Source organism: Vibrio sp. 10N.261.52.C11, assembly GCF_041471405.1.
Lineage (GTDB): Bacteria > Pseudomonadota > Gammaproteobacteria > Enterobacterales > Vibrionaceae > Vibrio > Vibrio crassostreae_C.
Window position 1 is genome coordinate 92,587 of record NZ_JBFROI010000022.1, and the last position, 22,587, is coordinate 115,173.

The 22,587-nt window shown below is 44.5% G+C and carries 23 protein-coding genes; 12 read left to right on the top strand and 11 right to left on the bottom strand.

The features are described from left to right. Positions 1 to 11 precede the first annotated feature (11 nt). Positions 12 to 1,604, bottom strand: a complete 1,593-nt coding sequence (norR, locus tag AB4323_RS08665; protein WP_017062637.1) for a nitric oxide reductase transcriptional regulator NorR — start codon at positions 1,602 to 1,604, stop codon at positions 12 to 14. Positions 1,605 to 1,970: 366 nt separating this feature from the next. Between norR and hmpA the strand changes: the two genes are divergently transcribed. Then, positions 1,971 to 3,167 (top strand): NO-inducible flavohemoprotein, encoded by a 1,197-nt coding sequence (gene hmpA / locus AB4323_RS08670; protein WP_017062636.1) that lies wholly within the window; start codon positions 1,971 to 1,973, stop codon positions 3,165 to 3,167. A gap of 158 nt (positions 3,168 to 3,325) precedes the next feature. Here the strand turns inward: hmpA and AB4323_RS08675 are convergent, their stop codons facing one another. Then, complete coding sequence (locus AB4323_RS08675) at positions 3,326 to 4,306, bottom strand: TDT family transporter (RefSeq protein WP_104216296.1); 981 nt, start codon at positions 4,304 to 4,306, stop codon at positions 3,326 to 3,328. A gap of 206 nt (positions 4,307 to 4,512) precedes the next feature. Continuing rightward, a complete protein-coding gene (gene clcA / locus AB4323_RS08680) occupies positions 4,513 to 5,919 on the bottom strand; it encodes a H(+)/Cl(-) exchange transporter ClcA (protein ID WP_102333494.1) in 1,407 nt (468 codons plus the stop codon). A gap of 552 nt (positions 5,920 to 6,471) precedes the next feature. Between clcA and AB4323_RS08685 the strand changes: the two genes are divergently transcribed. The 3 genes from AB4323_RS08685 to AB4323_RS08695 all read left to right on the top strand — a co-directional run bounded on the left by AB4323_RS08685 (position 6,472) and on the right by AB4323_RS08695 (position 9,709). Beyond that, the gene (locus tag AB4323_RS08685; protein WP_017069160.1) at positions 6,472 to 7,455 is read left to right on the top strand and encodes a GTP-binding protein; all 984 of its coding nucleotides are present in this window, start codon (positions 6,472 to 6,474) and stop codon (positions 7,453 to 7,455) included. A gap of 182 nt (positions 7,456 to 7,637) precedes the next feature. After that, the gene (locus tag AB4323_RS08690; RefSeq protein WP_017062632.1) at positions 7,638 to 8,924 is read left to right on the top strand and encodes a DEAD/DEAH box helicase; all 1,287 of its coding nucleotides are present in this window, start codon (positions 7,638 to 7,640) and stop codon (positions 8,922 to 8,924) included. 164 nt (positions 8,925 to 9,088) lie between these two features. Further along, a complete protein-coding gene (locus tag AB4323_RS08695) occupies positions 9,089 to 9,709 on the top strand; it encodes a LysE family translocator (protein ID WP_017064486.1) in 621 nt (206 codons plus the stop codon). A gap of 256 nt (positions 9,710 to 9,965) precedes the next feature. Here AB4323_RS08695 and AB4323_RS08700 read toward each other — a convergent pair whose 3' ends face one another. After that, positions 9,966 to 11,993, bottom strand: coding sequence for a PhoX family phosphatase (locus tag AB4323_RS08700; RefSeq protein WP_372152197.1), 2,028 nt, complete (start codon positions 11,991 to 11,993; stop codon positions 9,966 to 9,968). A gap of 254 nt (positions 11,994 to 12,247) precedes the next feature. On the opposite strand from AB4323_RS08700, the gene AB4323_RS08705 reads away from it, so the two are divergent. The 6 genes from AB4323_RS08705 (at position 12,248) to AB4323_RS08730 (ending at position 16,615) form a co-directional block, all read left to right on the top strand. Then, entirely contained in the window at positions 12,248 to 12,589 is a 342-nt protein-coding gene (locus AB4323_RS08705) for a YggL family protein (protein WP_017062629.1), read from the top strand. 266 nt (positions 12,590 to 12,855) lie between these two features. Beyond that, positions 12,856 to 12,996, top strand: a complete 141-nt coding sequence (locus AB4323_RS08710; protein ID WP_017067451.1) for a hypothetical protein — start codon at positions 12,856 to 12,858, stop codon at positions 12,994 to 12,996. Further along, entirely contained in the window at positions 12,989 to 13,672 is a 684-nt protein-coding gene (locus tag AB4323_RS08715; RefSeq protein WP_065583911.1) for a spondin domain-containing protein, read from the top strand. Before AB4323_RS08710 ends, AB4323_RS08715 begins: the two co-directional genes overlap by 8 nt. 9 nt (positions 13,673 to 13,681) lie before the next feature. Then, positions 13,682 to 14,362 carry a spondin domain-containing protein gene (locus tag AB4323_RS08720; protein ID WP_017062627.1) on the top strand — a complete coding sequence of 227 codons (681 nt, stop codon included), beginning with the start codon at positions 13,682 to 13,684 and terminating at the stop codon, positions 14,360 to 14,362. A gap of 81 nt (positions 14,363 to 14,443) precedes the next feature. Then, positions 14,444 to 15,175: a response regulator transcription factor gene (locus AB4323_RS08725; RefSeq protein WP_372100958.1), complete on the top strand. Its 732-nt coding sequence runs from the start codon at positions 14,444 to 14,446 to the stop codon at positions 15,173 to 15,175. A 66-nt stretch (positions 15,176 to 15,241) separates the two neighbouring features. Next, positions 15,242 to 16,615, top strand: a complete 1,374-nt coding sequence (locus AB4323_RS08730) for a sensor histidine kinase (RefSeq protein WP_372152199.1) — start codon at positions 15,242 to 15,244, stop codon at positions 16,613 to 16,615. Positions 16,616 to 16,663: 48 nt separating this feature from the next. Here the strand turns inward: AB4323_RS08730 and AB4323_RS08735 are convergent, their stop codons facing one another. Then, positions 16,664 to 17,128 (bottom strand): hypothetical protein, encoded by a 465-nt coding sequence (locus AB4323_RS08735; RefSeq protein ID WP_017062624.1) that lies wholly within the window; start codon positions 17,126 to 17,128, stop codon positions 16,664 to 16,666. A 158-nt stretch (positions 17,129 to 17,286) separates the two neighbouring features. Further along, positions 17,287 to 18,216, bottom strand: coding sequence for a DMT family transporter (locus tag AB4323_RS08740; protein ID WP_017064490.1), 930 nt, complete (start codon positions 18,214 to 18,216; stop codon positions 17,287 to 17,289). A gap of 149 nt (positions 18,217 to 18,365) precedes the next feature. Between AB4323_RS08740 and AB4323_RS08745 the strand changes: the two genes are divergently transcribed. After that, the gene (locus AB4323_RS08745) at positions 18,366 to 18,824 is read left to right on the top strand and encodes an Lrp/AsnC family transcriptional regulator (protein WP_017062622.1); all 459 of its coding nucleotides are present in this window, start codon (positions 18,366 to 18,368) and stop codon (positions 18,822 to 18,824) included. A gap of 169 nt (positions 18,825 to 18,993) precedes the next feature. On the opposite strand, the gene AB4323_RS08750 is transcribed toward AB4323_RS08745, so the two are convergent. Both AB4323_RS08750 and AB4323_RS08755 read right to left on the bottom strand, forming a co-directional pair. Continuing rightward, positions 18,994 to 19,236, bottom strand: coding sequence for a hypothetical protein (locus tag AB4323_RS08750; protein ID WP_017062621.1), 243 nt, complete (start codon positions 19,234 to 19,236; stop codon positions 18,994 to 18,996). 269 nt (positions 19,237 to 19,505) lie between these two features. Then, positions 19,506 to 20,081, bottom strand: coding sequence for a hypothetical protein (locus AB4323_RS08755; protein ID WP_102428556.1), 576 nt, complete (start codon positions 20,079 to 20,081; stop codon positions 19,506 to 19,508). A gap of 96 nt (positions 20,082 to 20,177) precedes the next feature. Here AB4323_RS08755 and AB4323_RS08760 point away from each other — a divergent pair, with 96 nt between their 5' ends. Next, positions 20,178 to 20,861: an SH3 domain-containing protein gene (locus tag AB4323_RS08760; protein WP_372152201.1), complete on the top strand. Its 684-nt coding sequence runs from the start codon at positions 20,178 to 20,180 to the stop codon at positions 20,859 to 20,861. A gap of 437 nt (positions 20,862 to 21,298) precedes the next feature. On the opposite strand, the gene AB4323_RS08765 is transcribed toward AB4323_RS08760, so the two are convergent. Genes AB4323_RS08765 through AB4323_RS08775 form a run of 3 tightly spaced genes read right to left on the bottom strand, consistent with a single transcriptional unit; the run spans position 21,299 to position 22,520 of the window. Beyond that, positions 21,299 to 21,436 carry a TIGR02808 family protein gene (locus AB4323_RS08765; protein WP_010430103.1) on the bottom strand — a complete coding sequence of 46 codons (138 nt, stop codon included), beginning with the start codon at positions 21,434 to 21,436 and terminating at the stop codon, positions 21,299 to 21,301. A gap of 11 nt (positions 21,437 to 21,447) precedes the next feature. Further along, positions 21,448 to 22,029: a NapC/NirT family cytochrome c gene (locus AB4323_RS08770; protein WP_009845456.1), complete on the bottom strand. Its 582-nt coding sequence runs from the start codon at positions 22,027 to 22,029 to the stop codon at positions 21,448 to 21,450. A 29-nt stretch (positions 22,030 to 22,058) separates the two neighbouring features. Then, positions 22,059 to 22,520, bottom strand: a complete 462-nt coding sequence (locus AB4323_RS08775) for a nitrate reductase cytochrome c-type subunit (protein WP_102428554.1) — start codon at positions 22,518 to 22,520, stop codon at positions 22,059 to 22,061. Positions 22,521 to 22,587 lie beyond the last annotated feature (67 nt).

The following is a 22,587-nucleotide window of genomic DNA, read 5'->3' on the forward strand; positions in this document are numbered from 1 at the left end:
ACCGCTAATATCTATTTTGTCCGTTCGATCGTATGAGACTTAGCCACATTTAGCCCTAAACGCTTAGACAGTCGAGTCAGATTTGCTCGGTCTGTTTTCAGAACTCGCCCTGCTTGTGCCCAGTTAAAGTTGGCATCTTCCAACACCTCAGTAATGATACTGCGTTGAAAATCGTCCGTTGCACCACGTAGCCCTGCAGAAAGGTCGATCGTTGGTGTCGATAATGGTGTGTTTTTCACCTGAGTCGTCGCAATTGGCTGATCTTGGTCTAGAGGACCACAATCTTCCTTGGTGATTGTCACCAGGTTTTTATTGGTGCTGCGCGCTAACGCTTTCAATGCGGAACGACTGATCACATGCTCAAGTTCACGCACGTTACCCGGCCAACCATAACGGTTTAGGAAAGAAAGAACGTCGGAGCGGAACTTAACTTGGTTGATACCAAGCTTACGACGCGCTTGTTCTAAGAAGAAACCCGCTAATAGGCTGATGTCGTCACCACGATCTTTCAGTGCTGGCACCGCGATAGGATACACACTCAATCGGTGGTACAAATCGGCTCTGAATCGACCGTCTTCAACTTCTTGTTTTAGATCTCGGTTTGTCGCTGCCAATACTCGCACATCAATGGTTTGAATGTTGTCTTGGCCAACCGGTTGGATTTCGTTGTTTTGCAGCGCACGTAGGAGCTTACTTTGAGCGGCCAAAGGCAATTCACCAATCTCATCAAGGAACAGTGTGCCACCATCGGCTAAAGCAAATTTACCTAAGCGGTTTTTGTCTGCGCCAGTGAACGCGCCACGAACGTGACCAAACAGTTCACTCTCTACTAAGTTTTCAGAAATTGCAGCACAGTTTACGTAGACGAGTGGGTTACGTTTACGTTGAGATTGGTGGTGCAGGGTGCGAGCCACAAGCTCTTTACCAACCCCGGTGTCACCATGAATCAAGATATTAAACTCAGATGGAGCTACAACAGCGATGTCGTTCTTAAGCGCGACCATGGTGTCACTGTTACCAATCAACTCACCGCCGTCACGTTCCCACGCTTCTACGTTCAATTCTTCGAGTAATTGCTTTGACTGTTTTGCTTGATGCTCAAGTTGCGAGAAGGTCAGTGCCATCTGCATGGTTGAGGCTGCAATAGCTGCCAGTACTTCAAGGTTCCGCGCCGGAATATTCGCGAAGACATCAGGTTTCAAGCTATCTAGAGTCAGAATGCCCAATAACTTGTCGCCAAATAGCAAAGGCAAGCCCATACAAGCATGCATTGGTAAATCGCCATCATGGTCAATAAGCAAACCATCGAAAGGATCGGGTAGGGAGCTGTCAGCATCGAAACGAACAGGAGAGCGAGACGCGCAGATCTCTTCAAATCGTGGGTGTTCTGAAATGATAAAGCGACGACCGAATGTATCTCGGCTGAGCCCTTGCATTGCGATAGGTACTAGCGTGTCGCCTTGAAGGCTTAAAAGCGCGACACAATCACACGTTATGGTTTTGCGAATGGCATCGATCAGGCGATTGAAACGATCTTGATCGTTGACACCACTTGCGAGGCCAATGGTCATTTCCATGAGGGTAGATGCGGAGATATCTTGCATAAAAAACTCTAACTGTGTGTTTATCTACATAATAGAGTCTTATTGACTTAAAAAAAAGGTCTTTTTGACATTTTTATAAGATGAGTTTTGAGAAGAAAACCAGTAATGACGGGGATTGATAAAGTTGGCACTGATTGTGCATAAGATACAGAGAAGCCCAATTATAGCGCTGATTAAACAGACTATTCTTGATCTCAATCAATCAGGTTGCATTAATCAGGTTTCGCGATTTTTTGAAATGAAAACGAGTCAAAATAACTCAGTTTCTAAAAATAACTAAGGTTTCAGAAAATCGATAAGTCATTCTTAATTTTTAGTAGTCAAAATGACATATAGGTCATAAGGCTCAGTGTTCGGAGTAAATTCATGCTTAACAATGCACATATCGAAATCATCAAATCTACTATTCCTCTACTTGAGAGCGCAGGCCCAGCTTTAACTCAGCATTTTTATCAACGTATGTTCACGCATAACCCTGAGTTGAAAGATATCTTCAATATGACTCACCAAAGAACAGGTCGCCAAGGCGTAGCACTGTTTGAAGCTATCGCGGCATATGCAAAGAACATTGAAAATCTAGCAGCGTTAACAACTGCCGTTGAACGTATTGCTCAGAAACACACAAGCTTTAACATTCAACCAGAGCACTACCAAATTGTTGGTTTGCACCTGATTGAGACATTACGTGAACTAGCTGCTGACGCCTTTACTCCAGAAGTGGAAGAAGCATGGACAGCCGCTTACCTATTCTTGGCGCAAGTATTCATCGATCGTGAAGCTGAACTTTACCTACAGCGTAAGCAAGCTGTTGGTGGTTGGGAAGCAGCGCGTGCGTTTGTGATTGCAGACAAAATCGAAGAGTCAGCGCTAGTAACAAGCTTTATCCTTCAGCCAAAAGACGGCGGTGAAGTTCTGGATTACACACCAGGTCAATACATCGGTATCGAAGTGAAACCAGAAGGCTCTCAATACAGCGAGATTCGTCAATACTCACTGTCTGATAAGCCAAACGGCAAGCAATACCGTATTTCTGTTAAACGTGAAGGACAAGGCCAAGAGACACAAGGCGTTGTATCTAACCACCTACACGATACGGTTGCTGTTGGTGATGAGGTTAGCCTATACGCACCAGCGGGTGACTTCATGTATCAAGAGCGCAGCAAGCCAGTAACACTTATCTCTGCAGGTGTTGGTGTAACGCCAATGCAGTCTATGCTTGAGTTCCTAAACACGGAAGATAAAAACGAGCCAGTACTTTACCTTCACGCTTGTGAGAACGTAGGCCAACACTCTTTCACGACTCGTGTTAAAGATATTGTTGCCGACAAAGGTTGGGAAGCGAAAACGTGGTACATGAACAAAGATGAATCTGCATGTGAAAACACGCATCAAGGTCAAATGGATCTAGCGTCTATCTCTGATACTAAAGGCTTTGAAGAGAGCGATTTCTACATCTGTGGTCCTGTTGGTTTCATGAAGAATATCGTAGAGCAGCTAGATGCAATGAAAGTTGACCGTTCACGCGTTCACTACGAAGTATTCGGCCCTCACGCTAACTTCTAATAGGTCTCGGCATTTCTAGTAACACTCGCCTGAACTATTAATACCTTGCCTATTCAAAGGCCTCACAGTGTGAGGCCTTTTTGGGTTTGGTTGGTTTTGTCTGACATCATCGACTACTGCAGAACACGATGGTTCAGCTAAGATCTTTTCGCTTCTATCTAAGAACGTTTCATCTTCTTGGACATGTAGTCGGAATCGAAAAACTCAGGCCAGTACATTTTTACGTAACCACCGGCAACCCAAATCACTAGAATGGTGGCGATGGTTAGCTCAAAGAAACCAAACTTGTGTAGCCAATACCATTGTGGGTATTCCGCGCCGAAAAATGTAGTTAGACGATGCATGGCAATAGCGCTGATCACAGATGGGAAGGTGACGGCAGCAATCGAAGGTTGGAACTTCAAACGCATCAGGCGGATGTAACACAAGTAAATCAACAAAGTCATGGTGATGGCAATGCCCGCCAATGCACCTGTTAGAATCGGGTCTGGGTTGTCGAAGTTAACCAAGTAAGCGGCTAAAGATAAGTTAACCGGAGCTGCCATGATAGCGAGTGTTGGTCTTGCTCGGCGAGGAAGATTGCCTTCGAACACCAAGCGGTACAACACCACTGGCAACATAAGGAAATAGATACCAATACAAGTGACCGCAAGTGTTTCTGAAAATACGGTGTGCCCGAACTGTGTGCCAGCTAAGGAACTGCTGATCAAACCGACCGGATACAGAAACCAACTCGGTACAATGTTCGACATTTTGAAGTTGATGATCTGAAAACTGAAGAACAACACCATCATGGTAAAGTGCAGCAATAGCGCGCAGAACCAAACTGGGTAGGCGATAGCTGGCGATATCTCGGCTAAATAGTCGCACAGAATCAGTAAAGCCATGCTCATTGGTGCCATCAAGCTTCCGCTTAACGGGTGGCGAATATCATTAAGGAAGGTATTAAAGCTCGTTAAATAGCGCAGTAAAACAGGCAGCAATAATAGCGCGCCGAATGCAGCGAGGTAGGGACGAATTATCTCACCAATGCCCGGGATATATAACGCCCAAGCTTGTCCTAACCCAATAACGCCAAGTGCTAAAGACGCCTGAGATGGCGGCACATTTTTTACTTGGGTTAATCTTCTCCAGTTCAACGACTTGCTCCGACTTAGTTAATTACAGAATATTGGACTATTTGCCTTAGTTAGAGTGTGTAGGTCTTCCATCAATAGATTTTGAGGGCACTCAACTAATTTTGAGTGGATGATACCAAGTTTAACGTTTGCTTTTTTGATTTTGATACGGAATCGGGAGATTAAGCACGTTGAATGTGTGCTTTTGTTTCATGAGTCATTTGTAATTAACGTACTTCCTCTTGTTGAGGGAGATCTTGTTGTCTTAGTTTTTCGTTTTTCAGCGTACGGTTAAGCAGTTGACTGTAAATTGGCTGCCCACCTAACATTTGAGCAATGATTACCGCACCTAAGCAGGTGATGATCAACGGCAGGATCAGGTAGTAGTTATTGGTCATTTCGATAACCAACAGTATGCCAGTGATAGGCGCTCGCACGGTGGCGGCAAATAATGCTCCCATGCCAGCAATTGCAAACATACCCGGTTCAATATTCAGTTCGGGAAAGAATGCCGCTGCGATAAGCCCGAACGCATAACCAAAGAGTGTTCCTAGCGCAAGCATTGGTGCAAAGATACCGCCTGGCGCACCAGAGCCGAAACAAAGCAGGGTAGTGAGGACTCGGCCTAAGAAAATCAACAACAACACATTGGCGCTGTAGCTGCCATTCGTGATGTTCGGGATGATACCAATACCACCACCAGTTAATTCAGGTATATAAAGGAGCAACAAGCCAAAGCAACCGCCAAGTAGGGTGCCTGTCATCAAGTAGCGTTTACGGTCATTCTTGTGGATCGCCACAAACAGGTCTTGGGAAAGCGTAATCAGTTTATTGAAAATCACACCAAACAGGCCGAACAACACACCTAATAATAAGAATAACCAAAGTGCGTCGAGTTCAGGCGGCTGGTACTGAGGCATTGTGATAACGGCAGATTGGCCATTGATAGAACGAAATACAATGTTGGCTGAAACTGCTGAGATGATGACAGCTTTGATTGATATGAGTGAGTAGCGAAACTGTGGTCTCATCTCCTCAACCACAAACATGATTCCTGCCAGTGGTGCGTTAAATGCGGCGGCTAAGCCACCAGCGGCACCTGAAGCCAACAGTGAGTGGCGAGTGTCATCGTCTTTGACTCGAAAGATATCAGTGACCATACGACCGATACTGCCGCCCATTTGAACGGTTGGCCCTTCACGGCCTAAAACCATACCAGAGCCTAACGCGCCCATGCCGCCAAAGAATTTTACGGGTAATACTCTCCACCATCGAACAGGGCGCATGCCGTCCATTGCACCTTCGATTTCAGGGATACCTGAACCGGCAGCCTCTGGAGCAAAGCGGTGAACGAGGAAGTAACCAATAAAGGCAAATGCAGCACTAATAAGGAAAGCGGCCAACCAAAGGGGTAAATAGCTACCGATTTCATCTTTAAGCCAATCGGTACGAGTTTCTGTGATGAAATGAACCGCGACTTCGAAATAGGTACCCACTACGCCAGCAAGTACACCTACAATACAAGAAAGAAAGAGAACGGAAGCGGGTGTCTTATCTCTTGAGAGAAATTGATTAATAGCATCCCTTGGCATTTTGGCTAATAAGGATTGCTTAATTTTCTCTCTTCTGATCATAAAGATAAGTTTCCTGAATGAGTTAAGGCGGGGTTGCATTAAATTATACGCTTCCTCTGCATATCCTATAGCAACAAAGTTGAAAAGTTGAATTTCATTTATGGAATGTACGTGTTACATAAATAGAATATATGCTCAATAGTGGAATCACCGTCACAGTTTTGATCGATTCTCTGGCGGCGGCTTGAATATCCCCAAAAATGAACCATAGTTAAATCGTAAAGCAACATAACGAACCGCAAGGAGAAGTGAGGTTTTACACACAATTTGGATGGATTCAGAAACAAAGTTTTAGTTCCTCGTTAAATGTTCAGGTCGATATTTAAGGCTTCCTGATTCGCGAACTCACGATTGAGTAACGAGGGTGAGGCGTACTGAGTAAGTACGCCTTTAGTTCGTCTGGAGCATCCCATTTCCTCATTCCGCTTCTACTGCTTTATCTCTTCTGATTATTTTCGCGCCAACCTCTATTAACGAATCTCAGTGTAAACAATCGATTGGGGTCAACTTTTTGGTGATTGAGTATATACTCCCTTAAAAAGGAGAACTGATATGACTAAAAAAGTTCCTACAAACATCATTACGGGTTTCTTGGGTGTTGGTAAAACGACAGCCATCTTGAACCTGCTAAAAAATAAACCTGAGAATGAAAACTGGGCTGTTCTGGTTAATGAATTCGGGGAAATCGGCATTGACGGTGCATTGATGACAGATCAAGGCGCTTTGATTAAAGAAGTGCCGGGTGGATGCATGTGCTGTACTGCGGGCGTGCCTATGTCAGTGGGTATTAATGCCTTACTTCGCCAAAAGCCAGACCGTTTATTGATTGAGCCGACAGGGCTTGGTCACCCTAAACAGGTTATAGCGACACTGACTTCCGATCAGTACACACCATATGTCGATTTAAAAGCGACGCTTGGTTTGGTTGACCCACGAAATCTGTCTAATGAAAAGTACACCTCGAATCAGAATTTTAATGATCAACTAAATAGTGCAGATGTGATTCTTGGTACTAAGGTTGACCTTGTTCATTCTGAAGACATCGATGTGTTCAATGATTGGGTGACGGATCAAACGCCAGCAAAAGTCTTCCATAAGCTAATTCACGATGGTGAAGTGCCATTGGAAGTGTTAGACATTGAAAGAGTATACGGCAGTGCTTCATCTCATATTGAAGCGCATCATCACGATCACGCTGAACAAGAGCCTCAATTCCAACTTCCTCCTGGTGAAGCTTTCATCCGTAAAGAGAATAAAGGACAGGGCTATTTCAGTTGTGGTTGGTTGTTTGGCGCAGAGCATAAGTTCGACTTCGATGCGCTATTCTCTATGTTGTCAGATCTAACGGCCGAGCGTGTAAAAGCTGTCGTGAACACCGACCAAGGTTGCTACGCATTCAATGTGGCGAATCAAGTCGTGTCTGTGAACGAAATTACGCTTGATGGCTTTGAATCTCGACTGGAAGTGATCGACTCGCAGCTCATGCCATGGGGCGATCTCGAGCAGATTCTACTCAAGCTGTGTGGCATCAAATAGCCCTGTTTTTGCTGTTTGAACCAAGGATCTTGGTGTTTACCTCGTTGAAGGCGGGATAAACACCAGATTAAATGAGAAAGTTTGCGTTATATCACGATAAATGTGAGATAAATCACTCTAATTACTTTATAGTGCTCGGCTGAAATAAGAATGTAGGCTGTCTGCTTAAGGAACCCGTAACAATGTCATTTTCCTCTCAAGGTTTTGCTCCTGAATTAGTCAAAGCGTTGACTGAGTGTGGTTATGAAAAACTCACTCCAATTCAACAAAAAGCGATTCCAATGGCTCGTAAAGGCCATGATATTTTTGCTACTGCTCAAACCGGTACGGGTAAAACAGCGGCATTTTCATTGCCTGTTATTCAGCACCTTTTGAACAGCGGTAAAAAGGCGTCTAGAGGAACGGCTCGCGGCCTTATTCTTGCTCCAACTCGTGAGCTTGCTGCGCAGATCGCTCAAAACATTAAAGACTACGTTAAATACACAGATCTAAGTGTTTCTGCGGTTTACGGTGGTAACAAGATGTCTTCACAAGTTCGTCAACTAGAACTGGGTGTGGATATTTTGGTTGCAACACCTGGCCGTTTAGAAGAGCACTTAGAAGCGGGTAACGTGTCTATTGCTAACCTAGAATTTCTAGTATTTGATGAAGCTGACCGTATCCTTGATATGGGCTTTATCAATGCCGTTCGTAAGATCATGTTGGATGTAGAAACATCACCGCAAATCATGATGTTCTCTGCAACGACTTCTACTCAGTTAAACCAACTGTCTGTTGATATTCTGCGTAAACCAAAACGTATTAGTGTTGAGCGCGAAAACTCAACGGCTGCTACTGTCGGCCACGTGGTTTACCCAGTGGATCAAGAGCGTAAAACAGAACTGCTTTCTGAGCTGATTGGTCGTAAAAACTGGCGCCAAGTGCTTGTTTTTGTTAACTACAAAGAAACAGCGAACGATGTAGTTAAAGAGCTTAAGCTAGACGGCATTAAAGCAGTACTGTGTCACGGTGATAAAGCGCAAAGTGCTCGTCGTCGTGCTCTAGACGATTTTAAAGAAGGTAAAGCGCGTGTAATGGTAGCAACCGACGTTGCGGCTCGTGGTCTTGATATCGAAGACTTACCACACGTAATTAACTACGACATGCCTTTCCTAGCAGAAGACTATGTTCACCGTATTGGCCGTACAGGTCGTGCAGGTAAGCAAGGTCACGCTGTCTCTTTCGTTAACCGCGAAGAAGAGCTGACTGTCGTTCAAGTTGAAAAACTGATTCAACAGCGCATTCGTCGTGTTGAACAACCGGGTTATGAACCGAAGAAACGTGATGCTTACATCGAGAAGCTGAACACTAAATCGGCTTACAAAAACCGTCAGGGTCGTAAGAACAACGCGAACGAAGAGCCACAAGATCAAGCAAGCGCTGAACGTCGTTTGACTATGATGAAGCGAATTAAAAACCGTCGTAAGTAATTACGGTTGGTGATTGAAAAGAGCCACTGTTATGTGGCTCTTTTTGTTTGTATTGATCGCAATATTGTTTATTGTCATTACTGCTTCGTTTCAACCTCGCTTCATTTCAAGCCCGATCAAGAAACAAGAACTAATAAATAAAAACAAGTCGATAAGGTAATAATATGGATAGCGCACTACTTTGGGCTTTTATTCCCACGTTTTTCTTCGTGTCAATCACGCCCGGTATGTGTATGACTTTGGCGTTGACACTTGGAATGAGTGTTGGATACAAGCGTACATTATGGATGATGATCGGTGAACTGGCTGGTGTCGCTGTGGTTTCTATTGCCGCGGTATTGGGTATCGCTTCGATCATGTTGAATTACCCATGGCTATTTACGGGCTTTAAATTTGTTGGTGCGGGTTACCTGTTTTATTTAGGCGTTCAGATGTGGCGTTCGAGAGGCAAACTGGCGATCAGTACTGACAACCAAACAACAAAAGTCAGCAATGATTGGGACTTGGTGGTTCAAGGTTTTGTCACTGCAATTGCGAACCCAAAAGGCTGGGCGTTTATGATTTCTTTGCTGCCTCCTTTTATTAACAGCAATAAAGACTTAGCACCGCAGTTGTTCATTCTCGTGTCAATCATTCTGGTTTCTGAGTTTGTTTGCATGACCTTATACGCGACAGGCGGAAAGAGCTTAAAGCATATGCTGGGCAAAGCCGACAATGTTAAGTTGATGAACCGCATTGCAGGTACGTTGATGATGGGCGTTGGTGTTTGGTTGTTCGTGAGCTAATTCTGGTTAGCCTACAACGAGCAGAGATCCCCGACTCAGTCGTTCCTCCTTCTCGAGGGTGACGCGTACGTGGGATGATGACGACTTAGGATTACGGTGAGTTTTGAAAATTCGGATTCTTACTTAAACCGAAGAATGCATAGAATATAAAAAGAGCGATAGGGCATTTGGCCTTATCGCTCTTTTTGATTTTACTTAGCTAGCGAACAGAGACTAGATAACAGAAATGTTTCTGATCTTAGCCTGCGTTGTATATTTAAACCGCGATTTCACCGCCGTCTTCTCGACGAATCACAACCGTAGATGCTCTTGGGCGGACTTTGCCTTGAGTTTGTGCGGTTGCATCTTCAGACGATGGCCAGTTTGCCGGGTGTTGAATGTTCACAAACAGTGACTTGAAATCTGGGCTGATGGTAAAGCCAGTCACTTCACAACCGTTTGGACCCACAAAGAAGCGTTTAAGCTGTGCTTGGTTGTTTGCATCAATCACCGCACTGTTGCCGTTGTCATCCGTTAAATGAGATGGAACCACTGCCAGCATTTGGTCATTGGTGTAGCCAGTTACTTCGTCTGCGCCGTTATCTGTCTGAATCCACAAGATGCCACGAGCATCAAACGCTAAGCCGTCAGGGCTCGCGAACTGGTTCATGTCTGTTAGACCAGAGCGGTTAATAGACTTGTCTTCCACTGCTGGTGAACCAAATACGAAGATATCCCAATCGAACTCGCCTGCCGTTTTGCCTTCATCCCAACGGATAACATGACCGAACTTGTTGTCTACGCGAGGGTTCGCAGAGTTCGCTTCTTTACGCTTGTTGTTATTAGTCAGCGTTAGGTAAGCCGTACCCGTCATTGGGTCAACAGAGCACCATTCAGGGCGATCCATTGGCGTTGCACCAACAAGGTCGGCAGCGCCCGCTGTATTGATGATAAGCGCTGCTTGAGAGTCAAATGAATCACCTAGCTTGCCGCCGTTTGTAGTCTTGCTGCCCAACGTTAGTGGTAGCCACGTACCTGAACCGTCATCGTTGAACTTAGCCACATACAGCGTGCCTTTATCCATGTACTTGTCACCCGCACTTAGGCGATTACTCGGCTCTGCGTCACGCGGGTCCCATTTCTCTTCAGAAACGAATTTGTATAGGTATTCAAAACGAGAATCGTGACCAGAGTAGAATACGATCGGCTCGCCTTCGGTCAACTTACCAAACGTACAGCCTTCGTGACGGAAACAACCCAGTGCAGAACGTTTCTTAGCGCGAGAGTTTGCTGTGTATGGGTCGATTTCAACAATGTAGCCGTGACCGTGTGCTTCGTTACGGTAATCGTCCATTGCTGACTCACCTGTTGGTGTTACGTCAAAGCGAGCAAATTCGTCTAGGCGTTCTTGTTTGTCACCAGAAAGCGTGTCCCAACCGTAACGTGTTTTGTCGGTAGCGATACCAATACGTTCTTGCGCTGGTGTTGTCTCGCCTTTGTTAACGAAATAACCCGGCCAGTTTTCTTCACACGTTAGGTAAGTGCCCCATGGTGTGTAGCCATTACCACAGTTGTTCAACGTGCCACGAGCTTGGCTGCCGTCTTGTGAGAACTTGGTTTTGGTAAATTCACTGTGTGCAACAGGACCAGACAGATCCATTACGGTCGCGCCTGTGTAGCGGCGGTTCAGAGGATCGTTATCGACCATCACCCATTGGTTGCCTTCAAGTTTTACACGAACCACACTCACGCCGTGTGCGTTGATCTCTTTACGTACTTCATCAAGGCTAGGGCGGTTGCCTTCATCGTATGTAGGACCATTAGCGTGCAGTGCTTTTTGGTCGATGTATTCGTGATTAATCACCAACAAACCGTCGTTGCTGTTGCCATTAAGCGGGAAGAAGTGCATGCCGTCGTGGTGCATGCCCAGTGAGTTTGCTTGATCTTGTGCGTTGTTGGTTCCATCTTTTAACCAAGCATTGCCTTGCTTGTTAAGTGGAGTACCCCAAGGAACCAATACTTGTGCTGTATAGCCTTTTGGCACAACGACACTGTCTGTCAGTGAGCCTTTAACCGATTCGAATGCAAGTGTAGCAGTGCTTTTTTGCGGTGCGCTAGATGATGCTGTCGCCGCGTGCGCTGTGCTGTGGCCTGCTAAACCAAAAGCACCAAACGCCGTCATTGCACTGATGCCTAAACCGCCTTTGAGAACATTTCTTCTTGAAAGGTTCGCATCTAAAACTTCTTCGAAGGGTTTGTTTTTGCTCTTATTAAAACGAGTGCTATCAAATGTTTCCTTGCTCATCTTTACTGCTTCCTATTGGCTGATTTTATTATTCGTTATTCATGACTTACCCACCTACTAACTAATTGGTTAATAAGTTGGGTCAATGTGTGACTAATCGTGAAGCAGTTAAGTGACAGATTTTTATAGATTTGATTAAGGTTTTGTTTCTGTAGCACGATTTTTGCCATTAACACCCTTGTGTAATACAAAACTCTTGGGGATTGATGTGGAACTGTGTATAAATGCTTTATCAAACGAAAAGAGAGGCAGTTATGAAATTAGATAAAATCGAAAACAAAAATCGTCGCCTACGCAAAAAGCTATACCTAGGTGAATTCGCGATTCTGGGTTTTGAAGTAAGCTGCAAGACATCGATTACTGATTTTGATCAATACGATGTGTTCATTGATGAGTTCATTGATTTCATCGACAGCATCGGTCTGTGCTTTGGTGGCGGCGGCCTTGAGCTGTTTGAAGGTTTCTTATGCTCAATTGAGCGCTACCGTTCAGTAACAGAAGCAGAACAACTGCAAGTTGCTCAATGGCTTGAAGCTCGTGCTGAAGTAAGCAAAGTGGAAGTTAGCGAACTGATTGACGCAAACTACGCGTTCTAATTTGATGTTGTGTTGTTAGCTCGATTGAAAGGCCAAATACGGCTTAGGAAAGAGTAACAACAGTACGCTAGAATAAAGGCCGAATCGTTAAATCGATTCGGCCTTTTTGCGTTTTATTCGTTCCATTTCTATTCTTTATCTTCTTTTCTATCCCTTCTGACGTAAATGATAAATTGATATTTTTCGATTAAATATTAGTACTTTATCGCTATTTTTATTTGCAGTAATAAGTTTGGATAAACTTGTGAGAGTTTTATGAGAATTCAATGAAGTTGCTGATAGATTTGATCGTCATTCTTAGAGTCAACAACACCACAGTTCGTTCTGGCAAAGGTAACGGTATATCGCTGTTATTCGTTTTGTTGGCAACGATAGGACTCGATAAAGGATGGAATCAAAATGAATAAACGTACTCAAATCAGCTTAGTGATCAGCTCGGCTATGTTGGCCTTCGGAGCGGCTCAAGTTCAGGCTGCTGAGCTTGAAGTCACTGTCACTAATGCAACGAAAGGGATCTACTTTACGCCTATCTTAGCGGCGGCTCATGACTCAAGCTTGTTCATGTTTAGAACGGGTGAAACGGCTTCTTCGGAACTAGAGTCCATGGCCGAAGGAGGCGATATTTCAGGTTTATCTGGTGTCATTGCCAACGCGGGAGGCGTGGTGGTTGAGAACCCAGCGGCCGGCATCCTCAATCCAGGCGTCGCAACTACGTTTGATATCAGTACTGGTGATTTAGAGTACCTATCATTGGGTGCAATGTTGCTGCCGACAAACGACGGCTTTGTTGGTCTAGATAGCTGGAAGATCCCAACTCAAGCGGGCACCTACAAAGCGACTCTAAATGGTTATGACGCAGGCACAGAAGCCAATGATGAGCTGGCGGGCAGTATGCCGAACCCTCCATTCATTACCTTTGGCGCTGGTGGCACAGGTGTAGAAACGGCAGTATCAAACGCTAAGGTTCATATTCATCCAGGTAACATTGGTGATGGTGATGCGGCGGGCGGCATCAGTGACCTCGATAGCAGTAGCCATCGATGGTTAAACCCTGTTGCAACTATCACCATTGTTGTGAAGTAAGGGGGATGTATGAAAGCTAGAATTCTATTTATCGCTGCATCAGTAGCTGTGTTAGCGGGTTGTCCGGACGATGACGACGATTACTATCGCTATGATGTGAGTGTTACTAACCTCACCCCCAATCAACCAATGTCACCACTCGCGGTGTTGACTCACAATACGAATTTTGATCTGTTTGAAGTTGGGCAAAGTGCCTCTGTCGATCTGGAATACTTGGCGGAAGGGGGTAGTAATGCACAATTGCTTGCGCTCAGTGACAGTGACGCCAATGTTTATCAAGGCATCTCAGGCAATGGGCTGATTCTTTCAGGTGAGCAAGACACGGTGTCTATTCGTGTCGACCCAAATCAAGAAGGGTATATCTCAGTTGCTTCGATGTTGGTGAACACCAATGATGCGTTTGTCGGCGAATCCGGATTATCACTCAAGTCATTAGCGGTGGGTGATACCTTTACCATGAACATGAATGTTTGGGATTCGGGAACTGAGCTGAACGATGAGCTTGCTGCAACCATTCCGGGACCAGCAGGCGGTGGTGAAGGTTTTAATACCACACGAGACGACACCGATGTAGTGAGTTTCCACTCTGGCGTAATTAGCCAAGATGACGGCCTTACGACTTCTACTTTAAGTGCCAATCATCGTTTCCTTAACCCCGGAGCAAGAATCACCATTACTCGAACTGAGTAACAGGGTCAAAGTACGATGAAAGAATTCCTGCTCTGTTCCGGTCAATTGAAAGGTGGGCAGACTCAGAATAGAGCAGGGATCATGAATAGTGCTGCGGTAAATTTGATGGTAAACATATTGTTGGTTGAAGACGATGATGACTTGGCTGAACTGGTGCAGATGCATCTTAAGTTCCAAGGGCATAACGTAATCAGAGCTAATGTGATTGAAAAGGCTCAGGCGCTCTATAAAGAGGGTCATTTCGATTTGATCGTACTGGATCGTGGCTTACCAGACGGTGACGGACTCGATTTCTGTCGAATGTTGCGTCAGCAAGAGGATTGGACGCCAGTACTCATGCTAACCGCAAGAGACGCTGAGTTAGATAAGGTGTCAGGCTTAGAAGCCGGTGTTGATGACTACATAACGAAACCTTTCAGCGTTCTCGAGTTTCAAGCAAGAGTGAGGAACGTGCTTCGCCGTTTAAGCCATGTCGAATCAGCGACTCAAGAGGTTGTGACAGCAGAATCGATTATGAATTTTGGTGTGCTCACTATTCAACCTGAACGCCATCAGGTGTCACTCAATAACCAAGACGTACCGCTGACAGCTACCGAGTTTACCTTACTTCATTTCTTAGCAACCCGCCCGGGGCGTGTGTATAGCAAAGACGAGCTGCTCGATCATGTTTGGAATACTCATCACTCTGGCTATCACCATACCGTGTGTAGCACAGTCAACCGTCTAAGAACCAAGCTTGCGATGCCGAATAGTGATGATGATTTCATTAAAACCGTTTGGGGTGTTGGTTATAAGTTTGAGTCGAAAGCTTAGGCCTATGTGTCGCGTCCGAAGTTTACTAAAAGGCCAGTAAGACCTAAGAGCCATCGAGGAGAGAACATGAGTTTCAAATCGCGTTTAGTGTTGTTCACCAGTTTGTGGTTTCTGCTCATGAGTGTGGTGATTGCTTATACCTATAATTGGCAAAAAGAGACCATAGAACAAAGAACTAAGCAGAGCTTACACAAAGAGCTCGCGGTTCATATGCGCGATGATAACCCTCTGATGATAGGGACTGACTACAACCCCAAAGCCCTTAAATCCATATTTCATACCTTGATGTTGATTGGTCCCGATTTCGACATTTATTTTCTCGACAGCCAAGGAAATATCACGACGCACGCTGCGCCAGAAGGCACTGTGTTGGCAAGCCAGATAGACTTAGCACCCATTAGACAATTTTTAAATGAAGAGCCTTATCCGATTCTTGGCGAAGACCCTATCAATCCTGATTCTCGTAAGGTGTTTTCCGTTGCTGCGATTGAAGAGTTGGGTTCAACAGTTGGGTATCTGTATGTGTTGATTGGCAGTAATCGCCATACCGTGATTGCTAATTCGCAAGTCGACACACCTTATATGGCGCTAGCAGGACTTATGCTGATCTCTATCTTAGGTTTTGCGATTGGGGCTTACCTGCTCGTGAAGCGCAGCCTCTTAAACCCTATCGAAGAAGTTACAAACAAGCTGCAACAACAAGCAGAGCAAGATTTTCGATTGGACCCGAACTTCATTCATCAAGTACCAGAATTGGTGCTGATTGCACGCTCGTATCAGTTGATGGCGAAGCACATTCAACAGCAATTTTTGCAACTTGAATATCAGTCGTCATATCGAAGACAAAGCTTATTACAGCTCAGTCATGATTTGAAAACGCCATTGTCGAGTGTATTGGGGTATCTAGAAACGTGGAGGATTCAAAACCCACATTCGGATCCACTCATAGATGTGGCATATCGCAATGGCAACAAGTTATCTGAACAGCTCCATTCGCTGTTAGATAGCGCCAAGAAAGATAACCCGGTACCCACACATCAATACGCTTCAATCGATTTCAATGGGCTGATGAGCGAATGCTTAGAAACGATACAAAGCAAATATCGCCATAAAAATGTTGAGTTGAACATTAATATGCCTATTGGAATCAAGGCTGTGGGTGACAGTGATCTGCTTGAGAGGTTGATTTTGAATCTGTTAGATAATGCATTGAGGCATAGCCCAAGTGGCACTGTGGTGTCGTTAGATGTTGGTTTTGAAGCGGATTCCAAACGGGTGAAGGTGGTGATTCATAATGAGGTTGAACTGGAAGCGCCGAATGGTTCTTTGGGAATAGGAACCAAGATCGCGCAGTCGATACTGATGTTACATCACAGCGTGCTAGAAACAACAAAGGCAGAGAACTCCTTTCAGCAAAGCTTTTATTTGCCTTCAGTATAGCTCTGTCTGCCTTCGTTTAGCTCGATGTATACTTACGTAGAACTAACGTTAAGCGTCTTTACTGTCTTCGTTGCCTTCGTTCACTTTCGCGTAGAAGTGAAGTAGCTCAGTTAATTCTTTAACCCAGCCAAACGCATCTTTAGGTGCGTTCTTTAAGATCTTTTCTACTTTCTCACAGTGCACTTCGATTGCGATTGCTTCTTCAAGGTTGAAAGAAATTGAGTAGAAGTGCCAAAGCAGTAGGCGAGTCATTCGCTCGATGTTCTGTTGCGAGTTATCCGACTCTGAGAAGGCTAGGTTTACTTCACCAAGCGCGATAGCTGTCATTCGAAGCATTGCGTCAAATTTCGCTGATTGCATGCGTTCTTCGCTGGTGACTTCTTCTTGCTCGAACGTAAACAATTCCGTCATTGCATCTTCAGGTACAAGGCGATGAATCATTCTTAAACTAAATTCTTCTAGTTCATGGCGAGGCATGGTGATTAAGCAATTTAAGGTGTAGTCGCGTTGCATGGTGTTCTCTTGGATCTGCAAAAAGGTCGGACAGTTTAATGGAGAAGCGAGTTTAGAAAAAGCAGATTTTAGATAAGCCTGCGTTGGCAGGCTTATCTGTGTACTACAAGCCCTAAAATCGATGCTTAGGGGAACTGTATTTAGGTTTGAACGCAGTATCAGGCTTTGCTATGGCTTGGCGGTTGGTACTGCATCGACTGGTCGTTTCTCATGAATATGTTGCTCGCGACCAAACTGCCGATGCAAATAGAACCAAGGGCGAGCCAAGTCATCGCATCAGGAATCTCGTTGAATAGTGGGATCGCCAACAAGGTCGCCACTGCGGGTGTTGCACTGCCAAAAGCGGCAGAGCGTTCAGCCCCTAAGGTATTAACCGCATAAAGGTAAGTGAACGCAGCGATTAAACCCGCCCCAACGCCTTGCACTGTTGAATGAACGGCAAGCTCCGTGAAGGGCCAATTAGCGATTGGTGTGTCCATTAGGTGGCTTGGGAGGGTTCCAGTCAGGATTAGGACGAGTAAAAGCAAAGTAGAACAGAGAGAAATAAAACCGGCACTGACTAACGCATTAAGATTAGCGACACGGGCTGAGATGGTGAACATCGCCCACATTAAGCTTCCGCATAAAAACAACAAATGACCTTTGGTGTATTCGAAGTTGAAGCTGCTTAAGCTACTCCCTAAAAACAACAGTATGCCGAGCAAAACCAAACCTAAACCAACAACACGATGTCGGCTGAGTGGCTGCTTAAAAAAGAGTACCGCAATTCCTGTAACGAACAGAGGAAGCGTGCCCGGAACAAGAGCACTGCCATGAGATACCGGAACAAACTGCATGGCCGTTCCGGCAACAAGCAGATAAGGTAATCCGCTACCTACGAACATACCCGTTAGATACCGTTTAGGGACGACGGCAATTGCGCTGCGTGCTTTCCACATCAAAGGCAATAACACCAAAGCCGGTATGAGAAATCTTGTGAGAGCGATATCGGCAGGTGTTAAATCTGAATTTGCGCCGCCTTTAAGAGAAAGAAAAAAGCTCGCCCAAATGAGTAGGGTGACAGTAATAGATAAGTAGCCAAGATTCATAATATAGAAGGAGAGTGGGTGATGACTCATTATGGAACAGTTGGTGTGCCACAGGTTGGCAAGTTTTGGCTAAAATTGAACTATCGTTGATGATTTCTGCTAATATTCACCAAATAATTAACGGATTTAACTAATGTTTGGCATTTACTATGGATAGAATTGATAGGCATCTTCTCGAACTGCTACAAAAAGATGGCAGGTTAACCACGGCTGAACTTGCTGATGAAGTGGGTTTATCACCTTCGCCTTGTGCAAGACGAGTCAAAAGGCTAGAAGAAAAGGGCATTATTGACGGTTATCGTGTGAGCTTGTCACGAGAACAAGTCGGCATCGCAATGAGTGTGTTTGTTGAGGTGAGCCTAAACAACCACCAAGAAGTGTCGATAGATAAGTTTGAGGCGGCTGTTGTAGAGATGGAAGAGGTGATCAGTTGCCACGTTGTATCTGGGGCTTATGACTATTTGCTAGAAGTGGTTAGCCCGAACTTGATGGCCTACGAGGCATTTACAAGAAAACTTCAAAGGCTCTCTAACGTGAAAGATATTCATACCCACCTTGCGATAAGACAAGTAAAAGGCAATGCACCACTGCCAATTTATACCGATTAAGCCAAACTCTGAGCAGTAACACGAAGGCAGAATGAGCTGAAAACGAAATGGTTTACTCCTGAAGTAGAAGCGCGGTCAATATCAAAAATCATCCATTAAGTGTCAGGCTTCAAGCAATAAAAAACGGAGCACCTCGTGAAAGGTACTCCGTATATGATAGGTGCAAAACTTAGTGATACTTAAAGTTAGAGATTGAACAATCCCCAGTTTGTGCATTAATTCTGAATGAAAAAGCATGTGAATGATAATCCACGCCGTCATTCCAAATTGTCTCTCCAAATATCTTACATAGCTCTAGCTCACTTACTGAACCGAACTCTTCCATGTGTTTAGCTACAGATAAAAGTTTACCTCTTATCTCTGCAGTCCATTCCGTGTTACTCAAGCAGTTGAAAGCCATAGTCTTTTGCATATTACCTAGCCAAAATGTTTCTTGTTATTAAGTTATATGAAGATTCATGATAACAATTTTCTGGCGTTTGTAAATCTATTTTGTGATGAATATCTCACATACTCGCTTGCATTGGTCGGAAATTGAACCTCATTGTTGATAGATAGCACATTACTTTCACAACCTATTGATAAAGCTTTGATTAACGAGTTCTTAGAATATTATGAATGGGATTGAGCATATTTATCGGAAAAGTCCAGTCGAACGAGTGAGAGAATCTAATGGTGATTTCAGTTTGATGCACCGTTTGCTGGTTGGTTTATGTGGCGGGCTTCGTCAATCATCGTCGCTTCTCTGCGGTATTTTGAAGACAGCTGACGGAATTTTTCACTGAGTGTATGGAGATCTTGGGAGAGTGATTGTGAGCTTTGGACGTGCACCTGCGCGCTTTCTGCCTGGCGTGGGAGTTTTGCTTTGGTGCAGTGTTTGGCGACGGCTTGCCATGAATACGCTAGAGAGTCAGCGCCTTCAAGTTCACTAGACACAAAATACGCCTGTTGTAGCAAAACCTCGGAGACGTCATACGCGGTATTCATATGACTATTGAGCTGCACATTAAACCTTTCTTCGTACTTTGCCCAAAGCTCAATGATCTGCTTTTCATTAAAGTGTTTAGATAACAATGTCTGTGACTCATAGGTTGAAAGAACTTGGTTGAACTCTTTGGTGTACTGACTATAGCGACCTTCAAAAGAGAGCTGACGATCCAACAGTGTTTGCCAGTTTTCACGGTCACAATGATTCGCTAGAGCGACATTGGCACTCAAAGTTACGCTTACAATGATAACTTTCCCCCAAAAACTCATGACTTTCCTCTACTTACCGTGCGCTCTACTGAGAGTATAGATGAGCAGCAGCATGAGTTGATGTACACTTGAGACATACCTATAACGGAAGAGCTGGTGGATTTGATGAAAAAAGCGCTGATCGCTTTACTTGTGTTGTTGATATTGGGCGGAGGGGGAGGAGCGGCATACTACTTCTTAGTCATGAATAAAGCACCAATCCCACAAGAGAAAACGGAAGAGCCGGCGTTAGAAGCTACCGAGCAATCTGAATCTGACCTCGTACCCATCATGGATCTTCAGCCTGAACCAGAGCAGACGGAATTTTACGTTTTGGAGAGAAAGCTAGAAGTGGTCGAGCAACCTGAAATTGATGGCTTGATAACGGATTACCTCTACAAAGGGGAAAAGGTGGAGGTACTCGAGAAACAGGGAGAATGGGCTCGTATCTCAGACTATATTGTCCTTAAAGATGGCGGCCCACAGACGGCGGAATGGGTCTCTATGTCAGGCTTATCGAATGATGAAGTCATTATTTCGGAAAAAGAAAGCAAAGAGATATTGGATTCCTATTTGGTTAAGTCTGATGATCTCAAGATCCATCAAGAAAAATTCCGTAATTCGGTGGCTAAACTGATCTCTGAGGGGGAGTGTGCCCCAAGTGATTTTGAAGAATTAGGCGGATGGGTGAAATCTGTTAAGTACAGCAATCGAGATGTATATTTTATTTATTGTGGTGGGTTGTCCCTTGAAAACAAAATTTATCTTGATGTAAATACAAATGAAATATTTACGAAGTAAAAATCGCCCCATTTTAAGTGTTGGACGTATTAATATTCTTTAGGGTTACCGTTCATAAGTAAAATTTTTGAAATCTTACTTTATCGCAGAGTGGGCTTCTTTATTGGCACCTCATTATATTTAATCCGATATAAGCAGTATCTGGCTATTCCGTTTAAACAATGGGTCTACAGTTTTTATGATATGAGAGTATTGTTGTCGGGATTCCGTAAAGCAGGTGCTGCCGATTCTTGATAAGGAAGATGTCGATAAAGAGAACGTCGATCCAGAAGCTTCGGAAAACCAAGCTTAACGTTTTGCCTCTTACTTAACAGTAGGAATACCTTAACAGTCGAAATACGAAGCACCAGACAATAAAAAAAGCCACTGAAATCAGTGGCTTTTTCGTATCAACTCATATCAGAATTATCTGGTAGAAGTTGATGGAATCTCGATTGTTAATCGATTTCTTTGTCTTTACCCATAGATAAAATCCAAAGAGATACGGCTGCAACACCTGCAAAGCCACCAAGAATGATAACTGGCATAGCGCTGTAACCTAGGATGTGCCAAATTACGCTTTCTAAAGTACTCATTCAATCGCTCCTTATTGCCAGCCTTCAACGCCGTGCATGTCTGGTAGTTTGTGTGCAATACCTTTGTGACAGTCTACACACGTTTTTTCACCAGAAGCTAGCGCAGTCGAGTGTTGTTTCGCACTACGGGGGCTCTGCTCTGAGAAGTCCATGTAATCAAACTGGTGACAGTTACGACACTCAAGTGAATCGTTCTTCTTCAATCGAGCCCATTCGCGTTCCGCTAGGTGAGCACGACGTGCTTTGAACTTTTCTTCAGTATTGATGGTTTTCGCAATAAAGTGTGCGTATAGCTCTTTAGATGCTTGAACCTTACGAACAATTTTATCTGTCCATTCATGAGGAACGTGACAGTCTGAACAGATAGCACGAACACCAGAACGGTTAGAGTAGTGAATTGTCTCTTGGATTTCAGCAACGATAGGTGCGTGACAGCCAGAACAGAATTCTTCCGTGTTGGTTGCCTCCATACCCGTGTTGAATGCACCCCAGAACAAAAGACCACCCGAGAAACCCAAGAACAAAACAACGCCTACGGCTGCTTTGCTTGGTGTCGCAAGTCTTTTCCAAAACGCTTTAAGTAATTTTATCATATATAGCCTCTCTTACAGTCCGGCTACGATTAACGCAGTGAATCTACAGGTTTGAACTCGTTCTCAACTAGTGGATTAGCATTAGCTTGAGGTACGTGACACTGTAGACAGAAGTAACGACGAGGTGATACGTCTGCAAGTACCGCATCTTCACGGTTCATGTAGTGAGTTACACTCACTTTAGTAGCACCCATTTCTTTTGCGTTTTTCCAGCTGTGGCAAGAAAGACACTTGTTAGCGTTAAGAGAAACTTCATAGCTACGAATAGTATGAGGCACTAGAGGTGGTTGGTATACGTAGTCACTCTCAAGTACTTGGTCACGAGGGAACTTTTTGAAGTCATCTGCTGCGCGAGTTGCTTCAAGTTCACTTGCACCACGTAGAGATTCTACGCCACCAATGCCGCCTGGGTTATCCAGTTCAGCTTCAGCTTGAACTGCACCAGCTAGCAAAAGACCAGCTGATAGTAGGGCAGTAATCAGTTTTTTCATGGTTAATTTCTCCGCCTAAAGGCTAATTCTTTGAGTGGACTACTTCTTTCAAAAAGTAACGAAAAAA

Coding starts and splice junctions, on each gene's coding strand:
- norR (WP_017062637.1), bottom strand. CDS start 1,604: ATGCAAGATATCTCCGCATCTACCCTCATGGAAATGACCATTGGCCTC.
- hmpA (WP_017062636.1), top strand. CDS start 1,971: ATGCTTAACAATGCACATATCGAAATCATCAAATCTACTATTCCTCTA.
- clcA (WP_102333494.1), bottom strand. CDS start 5,919: ATGATCAGAAGAGAGAAAATTAAGCAATCCTTATTAGCCAAAATGCCA.
- AB4323_RS08685 (WP_017069160.1), top strand. CDS start 6,472: ATGACTAAAAAAGTTCCTACAAACATCATTACGGGTTTCTTGGGTGTT.
- AB4323_RS08690 (WP_017062632.1), top strand. CDS start 7,638: ATGTCATTTTCCTCTCAAGGTTTTGCTCCTGAATTAGTCAAAGCGTTG.
- AB4323_RS08695 (WP_017064486.1), top strand. CDS start 9,089: ATGGATAGCGCACTACTTTGGGCTTTTATTCCCACGTTTTTCTTCGTG.
- AB4323_RS08700 (WP_372152197.1), bottom strand. CDS start 11,993: ATGAGCAAGGAAACATTTGATAGCACTCGTTTTAATAAGAGCAAAAAC.
- AB4323_RS08705 (WP_017062629.1), top strand. CDS start 12,248: ATGAAATTAGATAAAATCGAAAACAAAAATCGTCGCCTACGCAAAAAG.
- AB4323_RS08710 (WP_017067451.1), top strand. CDS start 12,856: ATGAAGTTGCTGATAGATTTGATCGTCATTCTTAGAGTCAACAACACC.
- AB4323_RS08715 (WP_065583911.1), top strand. CDS start 12,989: ATGAATAAACGTACTCAAATCAGCTTAGTGATCAGCTCGGCTATGTTG.
- AB4323_RS08720 (WP_017062627.1), top strand. CDS start 13,682: ATGAAAGCTAGAATTCTATTTATCGCTGCATCAGTAGCTGTGTTAGCG.
- AB4323_RS08725 (WP_372100958.1), top strand. CDS start 14,444: ATGAATAGTGCTGCGGTAAATTTGATGGTAAACATATTGTTGGTTGAA.
- AB4323_RS08730 (WP_372152199.1), top strand. CDS start 15,242: ATGAGTTTCAAATCGCGTTTAGTGTTGTTCACCAGTTTGTGGTTTCTG.
- AB4323_RS08735 (WP_017062624.1), bottom strand. CDS start 17,128: ATGCAACGCGACTACACCTTAAATTGCTTAATCACCATGCCTCGCCAT.
- AB4323_RS08740 (WP_017064490.1), bottom strand. CDS start 18,216: ATGAATCTTGGCTACTTATCTATTACTGTCACCCTACTCATTTGGGCG.
- AB4323_RS08745 (WP_017062622.1), top strand. CDS start 18,366: ATGGATAGAATTGATAGGCATCTTCTCGAACTGCTACAAAAAGATGGC.
- AB4323_RS08750 (WP_017062621.1), bottom strand. CDS start 19,236: ATGCAAAAGACTATGGCTTTCAACTGCTTGAGTAACACGGAATGGACT.
- AB4323_RS08755 (WP_102428556.1), bottom strand. CDS start 20,081: ATGAGTTTTTGGGGGAAAGTTATCATTGTAAGCGTAACTTTGAGTGCC.
- AB4323_RS08765 (WP_010430103.1), bottom strand. CDS start 21,436: ATGAGTACTTTAGAAAGCGTAATTTGGCACATCCTAGGTTACAGCGCT.
- AB4323_RS08770 (WP_009845456.1), bottom strand. CDS start 22,029: ATGATAAAATTACTTAAAGCGTTTTGGAAAAGACTTGCGACACCAAGC.
- AB4323_RS08775 (WP_102428554.1), bottom strand. CDS start 22,520: ATGAAAAAACTGATTACTGCCCTACTATCAGCTGGTCTTTTGCTAGCT.